The organism is Lactiplantibacillus paraxiangfangensis (assembly GCF_036246185.1).
GTDB lineage: Bacteria > Bacillota > Bacilli > Lactobacillales > Lactobacillaceae > Lactiplantibacillus > Lactiplantibacillus paraxiangfangensis.
Map to the genome: position 1 here is coordinate 58624 of NZ_BTPW01000008.1, position 15880 is coordinate 74503.

The following is a 15880-nucleotide window of genomic DNA, read 5'->3' on the forward strand; positions in this document are numbered from 1 at the left end:
GATTATGGCTTATGTACAAGCAAAAGAAACAGTTAATCAAATTAATTTCTTGGCATCAAGTAAATTTGTATCATTTCCACGCCAAGTTGATAGTACCAGTTATGCGGTGAAGACAGATCCACGGGGGCACAAAGTTATCCCGGCTGGGACTGTCTATCCAACAAATGACGCTAAGGCCGAAGGAGTTACGATTGATGAAGTTGATGTCACTAACGGGGCGCAACCGGTTGGTGTGATTGTTGAAGGATATTTATATGGTGATAAATTACCAGTTAAGCCAGATGCGACTGCAGCAACAGCATTAGCAAAGATTACTTTTGTTGATGCTGCTGCAGCTACCGCGGAAGCTTAAGAAGGAGGAACAAGTAAATGACTACTATTGCAGAATTATTCTCACAACCTGATTTAATTGATTTTTCGTTAGACCGGCAATACCCGGCCTTTTTAGGTGACGAATTATTTCCATCTACTAAAGTCAATTCGCTGACTTTCGATGTTCTAAATCGTGAAACACGGATTCCAGTGATTGCCTCTGTCGCAGCGTTTGATGCCGAAGCAGAAATTGGTAATCGTTCAGCAGCTGGACAAGCAATTGAATTAGCTTTAATCAAGCGAAAGATGCAGATTAAGGAACAAGATTTGTATGCCTTACTCAATCCACGAACACCAGCCGAAGCTGCTTACTTAAAGAAGCATGTATTTAATGACTTTGACGTCTTAAATCAAGGTGTATTATCACGAGTTGAAAAGATGGCGATGGAAGTGCTTGCCACCGGTAAAACGATGTTAGCTGATGAACAAGGTAAGCTTAATATCGAACTGGATTACGGCGTTCCAGAAGCTCACCAAGAAGCTTTAACTGGTACGAAAACTTGGGATGGTACCGATGCCGACATTCTTGGCGATATTACGCGTTGGTGCGATGCAATGGATATCACGCCAACCCGGGCACTAACTAGTCGCAAAGCTTACCGTCAAATTACGACTAATGCTAAGGTACTACAAGCCGTGTTTGGTACATCTACACGGGCCTTGGGGCAAGCTGACTTTGATGCATTTATGCAGGCCCAAGGCTTACCAATCATTCGGACTTACGATCAAAAGTATAAAGACCCCAAGGGTAAGTCTAGCCGTTACTTCCCAGAAAACCGAATTGTGCTTATGAACGATGATCCATTGGGCAACAAAGTGTTTGGGCCAACTCCAGAAGAATTAGCTCAATTTAATGGATCAGCAGCTCAAGTTAGTTCCGTCGGTAACGTCTATGACATGATTTATACCGAATCGCATGATCCAATTGGTACGTTTGAAAAGGCGTCTGCTATTGCACTACCAGCATTCGCTGCTGCTGATGAAGTTTTCCAAGCTCAAGTATTAGCCTAGGGGTGATTTAAATGCGTGTACGTGTTAAAGATTTTCCGATTCGCTATAACGATAAACGATATTTAAAGGGCGAGGAGCTCACCATTGCGCAAGAAGTGTTTAACGGTGAGCTTTTTGTCTGCCTTGATAAGGTAAAGAAAGACGATAAAACGGCCGAAGATGAAGAAGAGGTCGAAGACGACGAATAGGAGTGATGGTGATGTCAATTCCAAGCCCACCCGATAAAGAGGGGCAGTTAAAAAAATTAATGACACGACTCAGCGTTGATTCAAGCTCGAGTGATGGCCAAATTGTTGCTGATTTATTCAATGATGCTATACAAATGTGTCTTGACTACACTCAATCCAAGCTGACTAATGCCATCTTAATTCAGGCCAAGCGTCTAGCTATTGTGATGTACAATCAGCAAGGCGATGAGGGTGAAAGCTCTCGCACGGAAGGCGGCGTATCACAAACGTTTGAAGCTGGTATTCCTGCCAATATTCAAGCATCACTCGCACGCTACCGTGTGGCCAAAACGAGGCGATTCTCATGAGACTGCGATTGACTGACTTGCAAACAGTTTATTTACGGGCACCCAAGTCTGGCCAAGATGATGAAGGCAACTTTATCACTGGTGATTGGGATGATCCAGTTGAGCTTAGAATGAATGTTCAGAGCGCTGGTGGCGCCGTGAATGCTCAAATATGGGGCAAGGATCTCAAGTATATTAAATCGTGTAAATACCAGGGTGATTTGATTAATGAGGGTAAACAGGAAAGCTGGGGCCTTTGCGTGAGTGTTAGCAAAGATGCTGATCCTGATTATCTAATTAATTCAATCCAAACGTTTAGCACACATAAGAATATTACAATTGAGCGCCGTAATAAGGGAAGTGAAGTTAATGGCTGATATTGAGTGGAAGGGCTATGACAGTCTCAAAGCTAAGTTAGCTAAGCTTCCTCAGATTACACACGACGCATTGTGGGATAGTAGTTTTGACGTTGCCGAGAAGGCTGCGGGATACGCTATTCAAGAATTGCAGTCGAGTGTAAAGCACGGCAATGGCGAATTGTCCCGGAGTATTAAATATGAGGTTGTTGATAAAGAAGGTAAGCTAGTTGGCCGGATATGGTCCGATGACCCAGTTGCTTTGTTTCGTGAACTTGGGACTGGCCGTGTTGGACAAGCGTCGCCGAAAGACCTTTCCGATGGTTTTGAGCCGTCATACAGGCAAACGCCTTGGTTTATTCCAGCTGATGATGTGGACATTGATTTAAATGCCATCTATGGGATGCCAAAAATCGAAATTAATGGGAAGTTTTTCTATCGGACGAATGGGCAACCAGCACGCCAATTTATGACACCGGCCTTAAAACAGGTCAGTGGCGAAGCCAATGCCATTGTTAAGCAGCGGGTCAACGATGAGTTGAAAGATAAGCTGGGGGGCGCTTAGATGGAATTGTATAACGTTAAGGCGTTTGCGTTCAAAACATTATCGTCAGTGAAGGCTATTAAATGTGTAGCAACCACCTACCCAGATAAATTCACGGTGTATCCAATCGCAGTCTATTCGACGACCCACAGTGCTAATTTTCGTGATGCTAATATGCAGGAATTGCGAACGGATTGGAAGATTGTAATTGATCTATTCACGGACCAAGGTAGTTTAACAAGTATTATCGATGAGCTCACAACGCTATTTAGCGCTGCGGGCTTTTCTAATACTGTGAGTGAACAAAACTTAGCGGGTGTTAATCGTGCAGTGATTACACTTACCGGGCTTGTCGATAACGAAAATCATAGAGTTTTTCAAAAATGAAAGGAAGTTTTTAGATTGAAAACAAAGGAATCATTATTAGCATTTGATTTACAACGTTTTGCCGGTGCAACGGCGGACGCGAGTGCGGGGCTTGCCGCAACTGGTACCACACTGGCGATGTCAACGGATGGTACAGAATTCGCTGATATTGCCGGTGTCAAAACAATTCCTGATATGGGTGCCGATCCAGAAAATATTGATGTGACTGATTTATCAGACACTAAGAAGAAGAGTGTCCCTGGTATTCAAAATACGTCAACGTTAGCGTTCGGTGTTGTTTATAAGGGTGCTAACTTTGCTACTGCGCTTGCGCACGATGGTGACAATAAACAGTACAAGTTCAAAGTCACGTACCCAGACGGGATGACTGCTACTTTTACCGGTTCTTATACAGTCAAAGTCGGTAACGTTGCAGTCAATGGTGCTATGGACTTCACGATTTCAATTATCACGTCTGAAGGGCCAGACTTTACGCCTGCACCCAGTAGTGCCAGTACCGGAGCTTAAGACAGTCACATTTTATCCAACTAACTAAGCAATTGAGCAAGAGACGAGTAGGCTGTAAAGCTGATATGAGACGATTTAAAAATAATGGAGGAATCAGATTATGACAGCAAAACAAGCAACTAAGAAAATCGATTTAGGCGGTACCCAACTTGAACTAAAACTAACGGGCCGAAACATTATTAATATTGAAAAACGTTTAGGTAAGTCGATGATGTCACTATTTATGAGTGGTGATGGCTCAATGAAGTTACCACCTATTAATGAAATGCTGATTGTTTTACAAGGTGCCAATCAAACTCATGGTGTAACTGAACAGGACATCATTAAGGCATTTGAAAAGTACTTTGAACAAGGACATGCACCAATGGACCTCTTTGCCGTGTTAACTGATTTATTCCAAGAATCAGGTTTTTTCGGCAAGACGGCTTCGGGTTCAAAGACGAATACGGAATCGGAAACGACGCTGGACAGCGAACCAGCGGATCAGGACTCAGCTCTGTAGACGATACTGAGCATTATGAGACTATTTCGGACTTGCTCCGTGCTATTTACCCGTTAGCAGTTCAGTCTGGCATTGATTCCGAAACCTATTGGGAATTGGACTTCGAGGAACTAATGGTTCAGATTATTGCCAACAATCATAATCGAATTCAGTCACTGCGGGAGCGTGCCGTCATGGATCACAAACAATCCGAGATGATGGCCTTCGCACTGAATGACCCGGCTAAGATGCCAAAGCTTGAAGAAGCCTATCCGTTTATCCAAGACACGGCACCTAAGCAGGCCAAACCAACTACTGAGTGGCAACAGGACCAAATGGAATTGATGAAGCAAGCCCAGAAAATTAAAACGTTACGGCAACTAAAAAATACATAGGAAGGAGGCGATAACGTGGAACTAGAAGAACTTGAGATGTTATTCAAGGTCAATACTGACCAAATGGAAAAACAATTTGAGAAGATTCAACCAATGGTCGATAAGTTCATGGGACGAACGGCCGACGCTGCTAAGTCAGGCGCTAATAAGACTGCTGAATCGATGGACTTGTCTAAAGGATTAGCTAAGATTCAAGAGCAGCTAAGTCAAATCACTGAGAAAATGAGTGGTTCATTTAACAAAATGAAGTCCGTTGCTTCTACTGGTTCAAGTAAGGTCGGACAGGCTACCAGTAAAATGTTTGATGGTAGTCAAGGCAAGATTAAACAGGACCTTGAAGCGATTGTAGCGGAAATCAATTCTAAGATGAATCAAGCACGGGCAGCACAAGCTAAAATGCGCGACTTGATGAATCGTAAGAGCTCATTAAGTACTGCACAGCAGTCTGGTTCAGAAGGTGTTAAGTTCGATAATCAAATTGCTTCGGCTCAAGCGAAGATGACACGTTATCAAAATCAAGCTAAAAACTTAGCACAATCAATGCGGAGTGAGTTTAAGGAAGTACCAGAATCATTGAGCCAGATTGCTAAAGCCATGGACCAGAACGAATCCAAGATTGAAACCTATCGGCGTCAGTTGAAAAATTTAGCGTCAGCACAACGAGACGTCCAAGATTCAATTAAAACGATGGGTGCTAGTGACAAGCTGACCAAACAGAGCAACTCCCTAGATAAAAGTATTATGAGTACTCGCGACAAGATGAATAAACTGATCAACTCCAACGACCAGTTAAATAAGTCTTATGCATATGTTTCTGATCGTGGGGATGCACTTAAATCCGTTATCGGTAAACTTGATACTGAATTGGGTGAATCTAGTACTGCTGCCAGTCGCTCAGCTAATCAGATGAATCGGTTCGGTAATGCTGCAAATGGCGCTACGAACAAAGCGTCAGGTAGCGGCAAAGGGCCAACTAACTGGTTTAAACGGATGGCTAGTGGTATTTCAAATGCCACTAGCCGGATTCGAAACTTTGGTAGTAGTAGCAGTTCTTCCATGAATAAGGCGTCATCTAGTGCTAAGCGAGCCAGTTCTTCAATGGGCGGGATTGTTCAACAATTGAAGTACTTACCTTCCCAATTAATTGTGTTCGGTTTGCTATACCAGGGACTGACACAACTGGCCACTGGGATGATGACTGCTTTTAAAACGAATGCTCAATTTGCTAGCAGCTTAAACCAAATCAAAGTTAATCTAATGACGGCATTTTACCCGATATATAATTTTGTATTGCCAGCGGTCAACTCGTTGATGTCGGCACTCTCAAAGGCTACATCGTGGTTGGCACAATTCAGTTCGGCACTAACGGGTATGAGCTACTCCAAAGCACGTCAGGGTGCTCAGGGATTGTACGAACAGTCTAAGGCACTCAATGATACTGCAGCAGCTTCTAGCAAGGCTTCCGCCTCCGTCAAGAAGGCCAATGCCGAAATCACGAAGCAGAATCAGGCACAGGCTCGTTCTGTCCGTGAAGCTAATGCCGAAATTAGAAAGCAGAACCAGGCACAAGCGGTGTCCGTTCGTGAAGCTAACCGGCAAATTGCGGAGTCAAACCGAGAAGGAGCTGCCAAGGTTCGGTCTGCTAACGCTGCTATTACAGCCGCTAATAAAAAGTCACAAGCTGCGATGGAGGCAACCAAGAAAAAAAACAAAGAGCTAATGCAGTCCCTAATGGGATTTGATGAGTTAAATGTTCTGGATAAAAGTAATGATGATGATTCTACTTATGATAAGAAGGCCAAACAGACCTTTACACCACAAGCCAAACAGGATTCACCGGAATCAACACCAACTCAGACAACACCAGAATCGACACCGCTACAAACATCTGACGGTGCTGGGACTGATGCGGGTGGACTAGATTTTGGAGCACCGTTAGGGCAATCGTTTAACAGTGCAGCCGCTGCTGCTAAAAAGTTACAAAAAATCTTAGGCGAGCTATTCGATCCGATGAAAGCCGCATGGGACACTAATGGCAAGACCGTAACTGATGCTGCTAAGTATGCGTGGAAAGAGGTTGAACGTGCGCTTGGTGACGTGGGTCGGTCGTTCATGCATGTCTGGGACAATGGTACTGGTCAAAAGACCGTAGAAGCAATTCTGCAACTATTGGCTGATATGTTGAATATCGTTGGTGATATTGCTAAAGCATTCTCACAAGCGTGGGAAGGTGGCGGCGGTCGTGGTACCCGCTTAATTCAAGCTATCTTTAACTCGTTAAATGACGTCCTTAAGCTGATTCATGATATTGCTACCTCATTTCGAGATGCTTGGAATGGCGGTAACTTAGGTGAACGGATTTTTGCTAATCTGATTACCTTAGCCACGAATATTGTACGAATCATCGGCGATATTGCTAAAGCATTTGATATTGCTTGGAAGCATGGTAATACTGGCACTAAACTGATCCAGTCGATTCTGAATGCACTAAATGCTGTTATCAAGGTACTTGATAATATTGCAGTGGCGTTTCGTAATGCTTGGAATAGTGGTGCTGGTGAAAAGATTGCTTCGGATTTGTATAAGATATTTACGAATATTTTTAATACAATTAGTGCTCTCGGTGGTCAATTCGATAAAGCTTGGAAACATGGGAATGTTGGCTCATCTATCTTTAAGACGTTGCTTGGTATGGTTAACGACATGCTTGGTGCCTTAAATGATATGGCGGGTGCAACTGTCAAATGGGCTTCTAAGCTAGATTTCACGCCTTTGTTACAGTCAATCGATAGATTACTCAAAGCTATTCGGCCCGTTGTTAAGGACGTTTGGGATGGCCTTGATTGGGGCTACCAGAACATCCTATTACCGTTGGCTAAGTATACGATCACAAATTTAATTCCCGCATTCTTTGATGCGTTTGCGGCGGCACTTAAATTAGTACACAGTATTGTTTCTGCTGCTACACCAGCGTTCAAATGGTTGTGGGATTCTTTCCTAAAGCCATTAGCAAAGTGGACTGGTGGAATAATTGTCGGTACGCTAAAGAAACTTGCTAGTGCGCTAGATGGTGTATCTAGTTGGGTCGATAAACATCATAAAGCTGTTGAAGCAATGGCTAAAGTCTTATTAACGATGTTTATGATTAAGGTTTCAACTAGTGTCTTTAATAAGGCAACTGGATTTATCGGAACTTTAGTTGATAAAGCAACCGCGCTATCTGCTAATAAACATCTACTATCTGAATTTTTTGGCAAAATTACAGGCCTTTCTGATTTAAAGGAAGGTGTAAAAAATGTTAAAAGTATTTGGCAAGTATCTAAGACTTTAGTGGTGGATAACTGGCATAACTTCGTAAGTGATGCTAAAGGATTAGCATCACTTACGTGGTCTAGTTTCACTAAGACCGGCGCATTGTTAAAAGATTTGGCTAAGGCAACTTGGTCTGGATTTATGACCTATGTTGATGGTGCAAAAAGCTTAGCTAAACTTGGATGGTCGGGATTCATGAAGGCTGGATCAGTGCTAAAGGATTTAGCCAAATTGAGTTGGACTAAGTTCGTTGACTTTATCGGGTATGCAAAGGCTCTCGCTAAACTCAGTTGGGTGAAATTAATTGAGGGTGTTAAAGCGATTAAAGACTGGTCCATCTGGTCTAAGCTTGCTGCAGCAGGTCAAGCTATTTTTAATGCAGTAATGGATGCTAATCCCGTTGCCCTAGTAGTACTAGCAATTGCCGGATTAGTTGCGGGATTCGTCGCACTGTATAAACACAATAAGAAGTTTCGTGATTTCTGTAATGCAGTTTGGAAGAGTATCACCAAATGGTTTGGTGACTCTCTTACTTGGATTCAAAAGAATTGGACTAAGGTCATTGACTTCATTGTTAATCCTATCGGAACAGTTGCTGCATGGTTCTTAAAGGATACAAAGACGGGTAGGAATATTCTTAAATGGGCGGCTAAGTTACCTGGCAAAGCCGCTGATTGGGCCAAAGGTGTAGGTAAAAAGGTCAGTGGACATATTTCAGACGCTAAGAAGACGTTCCAAAAGGCCGGTGAAAATATTGGTACATGGACATCTGACTTTATCTCTGGAACTAAAAAGACGATAAACAAATGGGCCTCTGGAATTGGCAAAAACATTCATCAGAAAGTTAGTGACGGTAAGGACTTAGCCAAAAAAGCTGGTAAGAACATCGGATCGTGGACTTCCGAATTTACTGACAAAACTAACGGTGCTATAAAAGGCATCAAGTCGTGGGCCTCTGGTATTGGTGGAAATATCAAAAACAAGGTTAGTGATGGAAAACACGCGGCGCAAAAGGCCGGTACTTCCATTGGTAGCTGGGTCAATGATTTTAGAAGTAAGTCTAGTAAAACATTGTCATCATGGGCTAGCTCGTTAGGTAGTAAAGCAAACTCAGGAATTAACGGTGCGAAAAGCTTAGCAAAAAGTGCAGGTTCTAAACTAGGCAACTGGGTTTCTGATTTTCGGTCTGGTACTTCCAAAAAGCTTTCTGACTGGGCTGGTGGCTTAGGTGGAAAGATTGGTAAAGGGCTATCTTCTGGTTGGCGTGACGTTAAAGCGGGCTCAGCCGCTATTGCTAATGGAATTGTTTCAACTATTGGTAAAGCAGTGAACGGCGTTATTGATGGTATCAAGTGGATCCTTAGCCATGTTGGTGCTTCTGGTAAAGCCAACGCGATGCATCATTGGAGTGTGCCTAAGTTTGCTAAGGGTGGTCGTCATAAGGGCGGTCCCGCACTAGTTAATGACCAGCCGGGATCCATTTACCAGGAAGCGTATAAGCTGTCTAATGGTAAGACTGGGCTCTTTCCAAAGGTGCGTGACTTGATGGTTAGTCTGCCACAGAACACGCAGATTATGAACGCTACTCAAGTGGCTAAGCGGATGGTTCCACATTATGCCGATGGTATTGGTGATTTCGATTTTGACCTATCTGGTTTGTCCAACCTAAAATTTGATATGCCTGACATCAGTTTTGATTTTAGTGGGCTAGGTGATTTGGGTGACTTCGGTAATTTCAATTTTGGCAACTTTAATTTCGGTAATTTGTTTGATGGTATTGGGAGTGCTGTCGGCGGGTTTGTTGATAGTGCAGGCGATGCAATCGAATCATTATTTGATGATTTCAAGCATCCTGATCGTATCTTAAAGGCTGCTATGCAAAAGTTTGTCAAATTCACGGGACTAAGTGGTTACCCGTTAGATATTGCTAAAAGCATGGTTGATTTCAGTGTTGATAATGCTAAGAGCTTCATCAGTGGCATTCTCAAAAAATACAGCACTGAAGCCGGTGGTAACTTGAATAACCCGGGCGGAAGTTCGGTAAACCGTTGGCGTGACTATGTTCGTAAAGGGTTAGCTGCCAACGGATTGAGTACTAGCCCAGCGATGATTGCTAAAGTTCTTAGTCAAATTCAAACTGAAAGCGGCGGTAATCCGATGGCACGTCAACCGGGTGCTGACCCTGACGGTGATGGTTCCGGACCAGCATTAGGCTTGATGCAAACGAAGCGGTCGACATTCCTTGGAAACGCATTTAGTGGTCATAAAAATATTTTCAATGGATATGACAGTATTTTAGCTGGATTACACTACGCAAAGAATCGTTACGGATCTGCATTAGGATTTCTTGGACATGGACACGGGTATGAAACGGGTGGACTTGGTACTGAAGAAGGATTGTACCCGTTATTTGAAGGCAATAAGCCTGAAATGGTACTGCCGTTGACCGATGTGCCACGTTCTATGCAATTAATCCGCCAAGCACTTAGCTTTATGGGTAAAACATTTGGTGATGGTCTTCAAATGCCAGCTGCATTGACCCAACAAACTAATTTGAGTAGCTTAGGCAGCATGCCATCCACAACGAGCACTCAAAACGTTAGCAGTGGTGGAATTAATGAGCTTGGCCCGACTATTGTTAATGCGTTGCTTCAAGGTTTGCAAATGGCTAATGTTGGTGGGCAATCAACGGGTACGCAACCGATTGACGTTCATTTGACATTACAAGTTGGCAATGAGAAGTTTGGTGAAGCTGCAGTAAAAGGCATCAACGCCGTTAACCAAAAGAATGGAAAGAACATGTTGAGATTATAGGAGATGATTACGATTGACGTATTCACTAAAAATTGGTGGGACAGCGGTTAAATCACCGCAGTCCCTTGAAGTTATTATTCAAGATATTGATGCTAAAGCGTCTCGTGACGCGAATGGATTACTCCATCGAGATCGAGTAGCCATTAAGCGCAAACTGACTGTTAAATGGGGGCCACTAACACTGGCTGAGAATAGTGCAATTTTAAAGGCTGTCTCCGGACAGTTTTTTTCTTGCTCGTATTTAGACCCGCAAGAGGGCGCTGTGGTGACTAAAACGTTTTATGTAGGTGATCGGACTGCGCCAGTTTACACACTTAATCCGGCAACATCGGATTATGTTTGGCAAAACGTCTCGATGGATTTTATTGAACAGTAAGGGGGTAAATTGAATGATTAAGCAATCTGATTTAGCCCTAGCCGCATGGAAAACGACGGAACGTATTTTAGATGCCGTTGTCACAATCAATAAAATTGATTACAAAACAACTGATATAGTTTCCATTTCATACGATGCTGGTGGATACACTGGGGATACGTTTGGAATTGGTTCAAACTATGAAAACAGTATTGCGATTAAGTTCTCGCATTTAGTTGAAGGATTAAAGCCCGGGATGGCAACAGTAGCAAAGATTGGTGTTAAGACATCGAGTGGTTATGAATATAGCTCACTGGGTGTCTTTATTGTATCTGACGATATTCAAATGGACCGGAACAATGATGAGACGACCATCAAGGCTTATGACCAAATGTGCTTATTGGAAGGCAACTATGTATCTAAGCTAGCTTATCCAGCCAAAATGGTAAATGTGATTGCAGAAATCGCTAATTTATCAGGGGTGCCGTTGAACACGGAGGATATTAGCCGATTACCGGTCCAGGCTGATTTACCGAGTGCGATTACCGGCCAGACTTATCGAAATGCAATCGGGATGATTGCGCAATTCTATGCTGGCTTTGTGACGTTTGACCGGGAAGGCAAGCTGACAATTCGAACGATTGCGGAGCCGGACTACACGCTAGACCCGAGCCAGTACGAACAAGGCGGATTAACCAAAAATGAAGCACCTTACACGATTGGCGGGATTCAATGTGAGGTTACGACGAGTACAAACGACTCAACGGGACAAAGTAGCGAGATTACTAGTACGCTGCAGGCGGGATCAACATCCGGCTCACAAATTAAACTGACTAATAATTTAATGACAGCGGACCGCTTACAAGTGATTTGGTCACAAATTAAAAGTGTAAATTTTTATCCGTTTAGTTTGAACTGGTTTGGCAATCCAGCCATTGAAGCTGGTGACTGGTTGACGCTACAGGATACGAAAGGCAACAAGTTTAATGTACCCAACAATGGCTATACGCTGACGTTTGATGGTAGCTTGTCGGCAGTTTCTAAAGCAGACCAGACTTCAACCTCTAGTAGCAATTATGCCTGGCGAGGTCAGTTATCACAGACGATTGCGGACTTGGGCGGGCGTCAAGGCGCTTCAGGTAATTATATTTATGGCACGGATACTACTGAACCGCCGTATACGGCCAAGTTTAACGATATCTGGTACAAGCAAAATGGTAATAAAGTTGAGCTGTGGACATACGAGCGGCAAAGTGACGGCACTGGAAAGTGGATGTTAACCGTGTCCGATTCAACCGGCGAAGAGGTGCGAGCCAAGGTCGATGCTGCTTCTCAGGAATCAGCGGAAGCAGTAGTAGCTGCTAATAATGCTGTAGCGACTGCCAATACAATTGCCGATACTGCCGGTTTTGCTAAGGACACTGCTTTAAAAGCCCATGCGGATGCCGGAACAGCGATGACAAACGCCCTACAAGCTTTGAATGATGCAAATGGTCTAGTAGATAAGGTAACGACGAACACGGCAGATATCGATAAAACGGCTAAGTCACTGTTACTTAAAGCGAATCAAACCGACGTTGACGCAGTCGCTGGTCGGGTAACTACTGCAGAGGGTTCATTGAAAGTTATGAATGACCAAGTAGCTCAAACTGTCAGTCATTCAGAGCTAACATCACAATTAAACGGTTATGCCACGCAATCATGGACGCAAGGACAAATTAGCACCACTGCTAGCTCGATTACTTCAACAGTATCAAGCGTACAATCACAAGTGAATAGTAGCGCAGTGGGGACGAATCTTTTACACAACACAAATCCGAATAACAAGAACATGATGAACCCCATCTATCAACCTAATGCAACGAACTGGGCTATAACGTCTGGTGGGGATGGTGTTGGATCATTTGTGCCCATTGAAGGAATGCTGGCCGATTATGGGTTCCAGATTTTAAATAATAGTAATGGCAATCGGGACTTCAAACAGTATTTTGATTACGTCAATAGAGAATATGTGTTCAGTGTTTATGCTAAACCTGCTGGTGAAAATTCGGTAACTGCACTTCTACGTATATGGGATGGCAATGACGGTATTTCCGTTAATTGGGTGTCACAGGTGATAGATAAAACAAGTGGCTGGACTCGATTAATTTTGAAAGTCGATGCTGAAAAGTATGCTTTAAATCACAAGATTGCCATTCAATTTGGAATTGGCGGACCGGGAGGGATTGTTTATGCCTGCCCTAAATTAGAAGTGGGTAGTGTAGCAACGGATTTCTGCATTAATCCATCAGATAATGCCACAACTACAGCATTATCAAGTATTGAACAGACCGTGAAAGGTGTGGAGGTTACTGTTTCAGACCCAGTTAATGGAGTGGTAGCAAAGCAATCTTTATTGGCAAATCAATATACAAGCCTAATTGGTGGATTGGGGCAAAAAAATCTTATTTACAACAGCGAATTTGAGAACAGTATGGAAGGATGGTCACACGACACCTTTTATAACACCAATCAGGCTTGGGCTTCGATTAACGGTTCTTTCGGGGTCGCAATTAATTTTACAGATAGTTCTAACTCGCTATATAAAATTATGAGTTCCAAACGGGTTCCTGTTGGCGATGATTTATCAATTCCCTATTCCGCCTCAATTAGTATGAATATCAATCATGCTGTAAAAGGATTTTTCAACATTTCATTTTTCGACGCTAACGGCACCCGCGTAGGATATAAAGAGCAAAACGCCGTTCTCGGTGGTGGGAAGTTACAGCTCTACAAAATCGAAGGTGTTATACCACCTTCCAGCGCAAAAACAGTTTGTATGCAGTTTGGGTCGCAAGGAACTTCTCATAGTGCATGGGTGCAACCGATGCTAGTTCAATCGGCTACAGTTGGGCTGTACCAACAAGATAATGTTAGCTCATCACAAATTACTCAAATGCAGGATGCCATTAATTTGCGTGTCACAAAGGGTAGCTTAATGAGTCAGATAAATGTGGACGCTGGTCATACACTTATTCAGTCAAATAAAATCTTTATGGATGCGTCATCAGTTGTCTTTAGCGGACAGGCGTTTATCCCGGCCGCCGCCATTACTTCGCTTAGTGCCGACAAGATTACGACTGGTACGCTGAACGGTCAAAACGTAAATGTTACTAATTTGAATGCCTCGCACATTACGACAGGTACGCTGACGGGGAGTAACTTGCAAATTAACTTGAATACCGGTGAAGTTAGTTTCCAAAAAGGTCGGATTCATTCGCTTAGTAACAATATCGATATTAATGTGGACGCTGGCTATATGTCAGTAGCCAACGGAGATACCAGAATAATGATGAAAAACGGAGAGATGCAATTCGTTGAGCCTAAATTATTTGATACTGAATCAAGTCCATATTTAAGAATAAGCAATAGTGTTTCTGGTGCGTCGTTTGCTGGTGCATCATTTGTTGGTCGTGATTATGCAGTTTTAGCGAATTCAGCTAACGATGGCAGTATTTTTTCTTCACCATTAGGGATGGAAAAATTCAGCGGAATATCGACCGGGCAAGGACTAGGCGGATGGCAACCTACTAAAATTGGTGGGGCAGAGAGAGGCGTTTTTATCTCTGGTGGTCAAGTCACTACGTGGGATAAATATGGTGTGAATGACTCTTCTTATATCTTTATTGGTAGTAACGATGGTATCCATGGATTTGGCAGTCGGATTTATATGAATGCAGATTACGTCCACATAAAATCAGCCAGTGTTCGAACAACTAGTTCATCTCCAAACTTGGTCGTGGCTGATGATGGAGCGCTTGTTCGCTCAACCTCAGCATCGAAATACAAGGTTAATATCAGTCGTAATTACTCAACTGACTATGGTGAAAAGTTGCTGGAAGTTCCAACAGCTACATGGATGGATAAAGCAAGTATTGCTCGTTACAACGATGACCCTAGCCAACCAGTTCCAAAACTTAATTATGGGATGATTGCCGAGGATTTAGCAGCGGCCGGATTGGAACATTTAGTTGTTAGAAACCAGCAGGGCGGACTGGAAGGGATTCAGTACGATCGTATCGCAGTAGCTTTACTACCGCTTATCAAACAGCAGCAAGAAGAAATCGATAAATTAAAACAAAAACTGGAGGCTTCATAATGAAATTCACTTTAGAAAATCAATACTTAAACGGTGCCGTATCATTGATGCAGCGTATGCCGCTAGCAGGTTACCAATCAATGGCGCGGACACGTTTTATCCGGGCACTAAAGGATGCAGTTAAAGGTCTGATTGATGCTCAAAAGGATTTATTGAACGAATATGCCATCAAAGACGATGACGGTGAATTCGTTGTTGAAAATGGCAATTACAAGCTTAAACCAGATAACATTTCAGAATATAACGACGCATACCGAAAACTAATGGGGGAACAAGCCGAAGTCAATAAGTCTACTTATACGGATCACAAGCGTGATGTTCAAGATATTTTAAAGGATTGTAAGCTTGAATTGTCAGGAGATGAAGCCACAATCTATGCAGCGTTATGCGATGCACTCGAAGTCAAGTTTGATGAAAAGGCAGGGAAGTAATTATGTTAAAAACGAGTAAATCAATCACATTATCAGGTCAATCTTTTATTAATGGTACCCAAGTCTCAAACTTCAGTGCTAGCGTTAATAGCACTAGTGGCTCAAGCAATATTAATAGTAGCGTCATCAATCAGGATTTGTATGATTCTAATAAAAAAGAAGTTCGGCAAGATTTGGCCGACTTTACGACGAAGGTCTATGACGTTGAAGACCAATTAGATAGTGAAACGGTGAGTGATGCTACCAAAACAGAGTAATGTGGA

The 15880-nt window shown here is 43.0% G+C and carries 15 protein-coding genes; all 15 read left to right on the forward strand.

The annotated features are described in order from the left end of the window. Nucleotides 1–4: 4 nt before the first annotated feature. The 15 genes from AAA939_RS05640 to AAA939_RS05710 all read left to right on the forward strand — a co-directional run bounded on the left by AAA939_RS05640 (nucleotide 5) and on the right by AAA939_RS05710 (nucleotide 15874). Nucleotides 5–352: a hypothetical protein gene (locus AAA939_RS05640; RefSeq protein ID WP_338208335.1), complete on the forward strand. Its 348-nt coding sequence runs from the start codon at nucleotides 5–7 to the stop codon at nucleotides 350–352. 17 nt (nucleotides 353–369) lie between these two features. Beyond that, entirely contained in the window at nucleotides 370–1383 is a 1014-nt protein-coding gene (locus tag AAA939_RS05645; protein WP_338208336.1) for a major capsid protein, read from the forward strand. Between the two features lie 11 nt (nucleotides 1384–1394). Continuing rightward, nucleotides 1395–1571: a conjugal transfer protein gene (locus AAA939_RS05650; protein WP_338208338.1), complete on the forward strand. Its 177-nt coding sequence runs from the start codon at nucleotides 1395–1397 to the stop codon at nucleotides 1569–1571. Between the two features lie 11 nt (nucleotides 1572–1582). Further along, nucleotides 1583–1918: a phage head-tail connector protein gene (locus tag AAA939_RS05655; protein WP_338208340.1), complete on the forward strand. Its 336-nt coding sequence runs from the start codon at nucleotides 1583–1585 to the stop codon at nucleotides 1916–1918. Next, nucleotides 1915–2274: a hypothetical protein gene (locus AAA939_RS05660; RefSeq protein ID WP_338208342.1), complete on the forward strand. Its 360-nt coding sequence runs from the start codon at nucleotides 1915–1917 to the stop codon at nucleotides 2272–2274. The genes AAA939_RS05655 and AAA939_RS05660 overlap by 4 nt, the downstream gene beginning before the upstream one ends. Then, nucleotides 2267–2818: an HK97 gp10 family phage protein gene (locus tag AAA939_RS05665; protein WP_338208344.1), complete on the forward strand. Its 552-nt coding sequence runs from the start codon at nucleotides 2267–2269 to the stop codon at nucleotides 2816–2818. Before AAA939_RS05660 ends, AAA939_RS05665 begins: the two co-directional genes overlap by 8 nt. Then, a complete protein-coding gene (locus tag AAA939_RS05670) occupies nucleotides 2819–3184 on the forward strand; it encodes a hypothetical protein (RefSeq protein ID WP_338208346.1) in 366 nt (121 codons plus the stop codon). 15 nt (nucleotides 3185–3199) lie between these two features. Next, the gene (locus tag AAA939_RS05675) at nucleotides 3200–3691 is read left to right on the forward strand and encodes a phage tail tube protein (RefSeq protein ID WP_338208348.1); all 492 of its coding nucleotides are present in this window, start codon (nucleotides 3200–3202) and stop codon (nucleotides 3689–3691) included. Nucleotides 3692–3791: 100 nt separating this feature from the next. Then, nucleotides 3792–4193, forward strand: coding sequence for a DUF6096 family protein (locus AAA939_RS05680; protein WP_338208350.1), 402 nt, complete (start codon nucleotides 3792–3794; stop codon nucleotides 4191–4193). Nucleotides 4194–4288: 95 nt separating this feature from the next. After that, nucleotides 4289–4567, forward strand: a complete 279-nt coding sequence (locus AAA939_RS05685; protein ID WP_338230573.1) for a hypothetical protein — start codon at nucleotides 4289–4291, stop codon at nucleotides 4565–4567. 15 nt (nucleotides 4568–4582) lie between these two features. Continuing rightward, the gene (locus tag AAA939_RS05690) at nucleotides 4583–10693 is read left to right on the forward strand and encodes a phage tail protein (protein ID WP_338208354.1); all 6111 of its coding nucleotides are present in this window, start codon (nucleotides 4583–4585) and stop codon (nucleotides 10691–10693) included. A 13-nt stretch (nucleotides 10694–10706) separates the two neighbouring features. Continuing rightward, complete coding sequence (locus AAA939_RS05695; protein ID WP_338208356.1) at nucleotides 10707–11069, forward strand: DUF6711 family protein; 363 nt, start codon at nucleotides 10707–10709, stop codon at nucleotides 11067–11069. A 13-nt stretch (nucleotides 11070–11082) separates the two neighbouring features. Continuing rightward, nucleotides 11083–15186, forward strand: a complete 4104-nt coding sequence (locus AAA939_RS05700; protein ID WP_338230553.1) for a hypothetical protein — start codon at nucleotides 11083–11085, stop codon at nucleotides 15184–15186. After that, complete coding sequence (locus AAA939_RS05705) at nucleotides 15186–15617, forward strand: DUF1617 family protein (protein ID WP_338230556.1); 432 nt, start codon at nucleotides 15186–15188, stop codon at nucleotides 15615–15617. The genes AAA939_RS05700 and AAA939_RS05705 overlap by 1 nt, the downstream gene beginning before the upstream one ends. A 2-nt stretch (nucleotides 15618–15619) precedes the next feature. Beyond that, nucleotides 15620–15874, forward strand: a complete 255-nt coding sequence (locus AAA939_RS05710) for a hypothetical protein (protein ID WP_338208360.1) — start codon at nucleotides 15620–15622, stop codon at nucleotides 15872–15874. Nucleotides 15875–15880 lie beyond the last annotated feature (6 nt).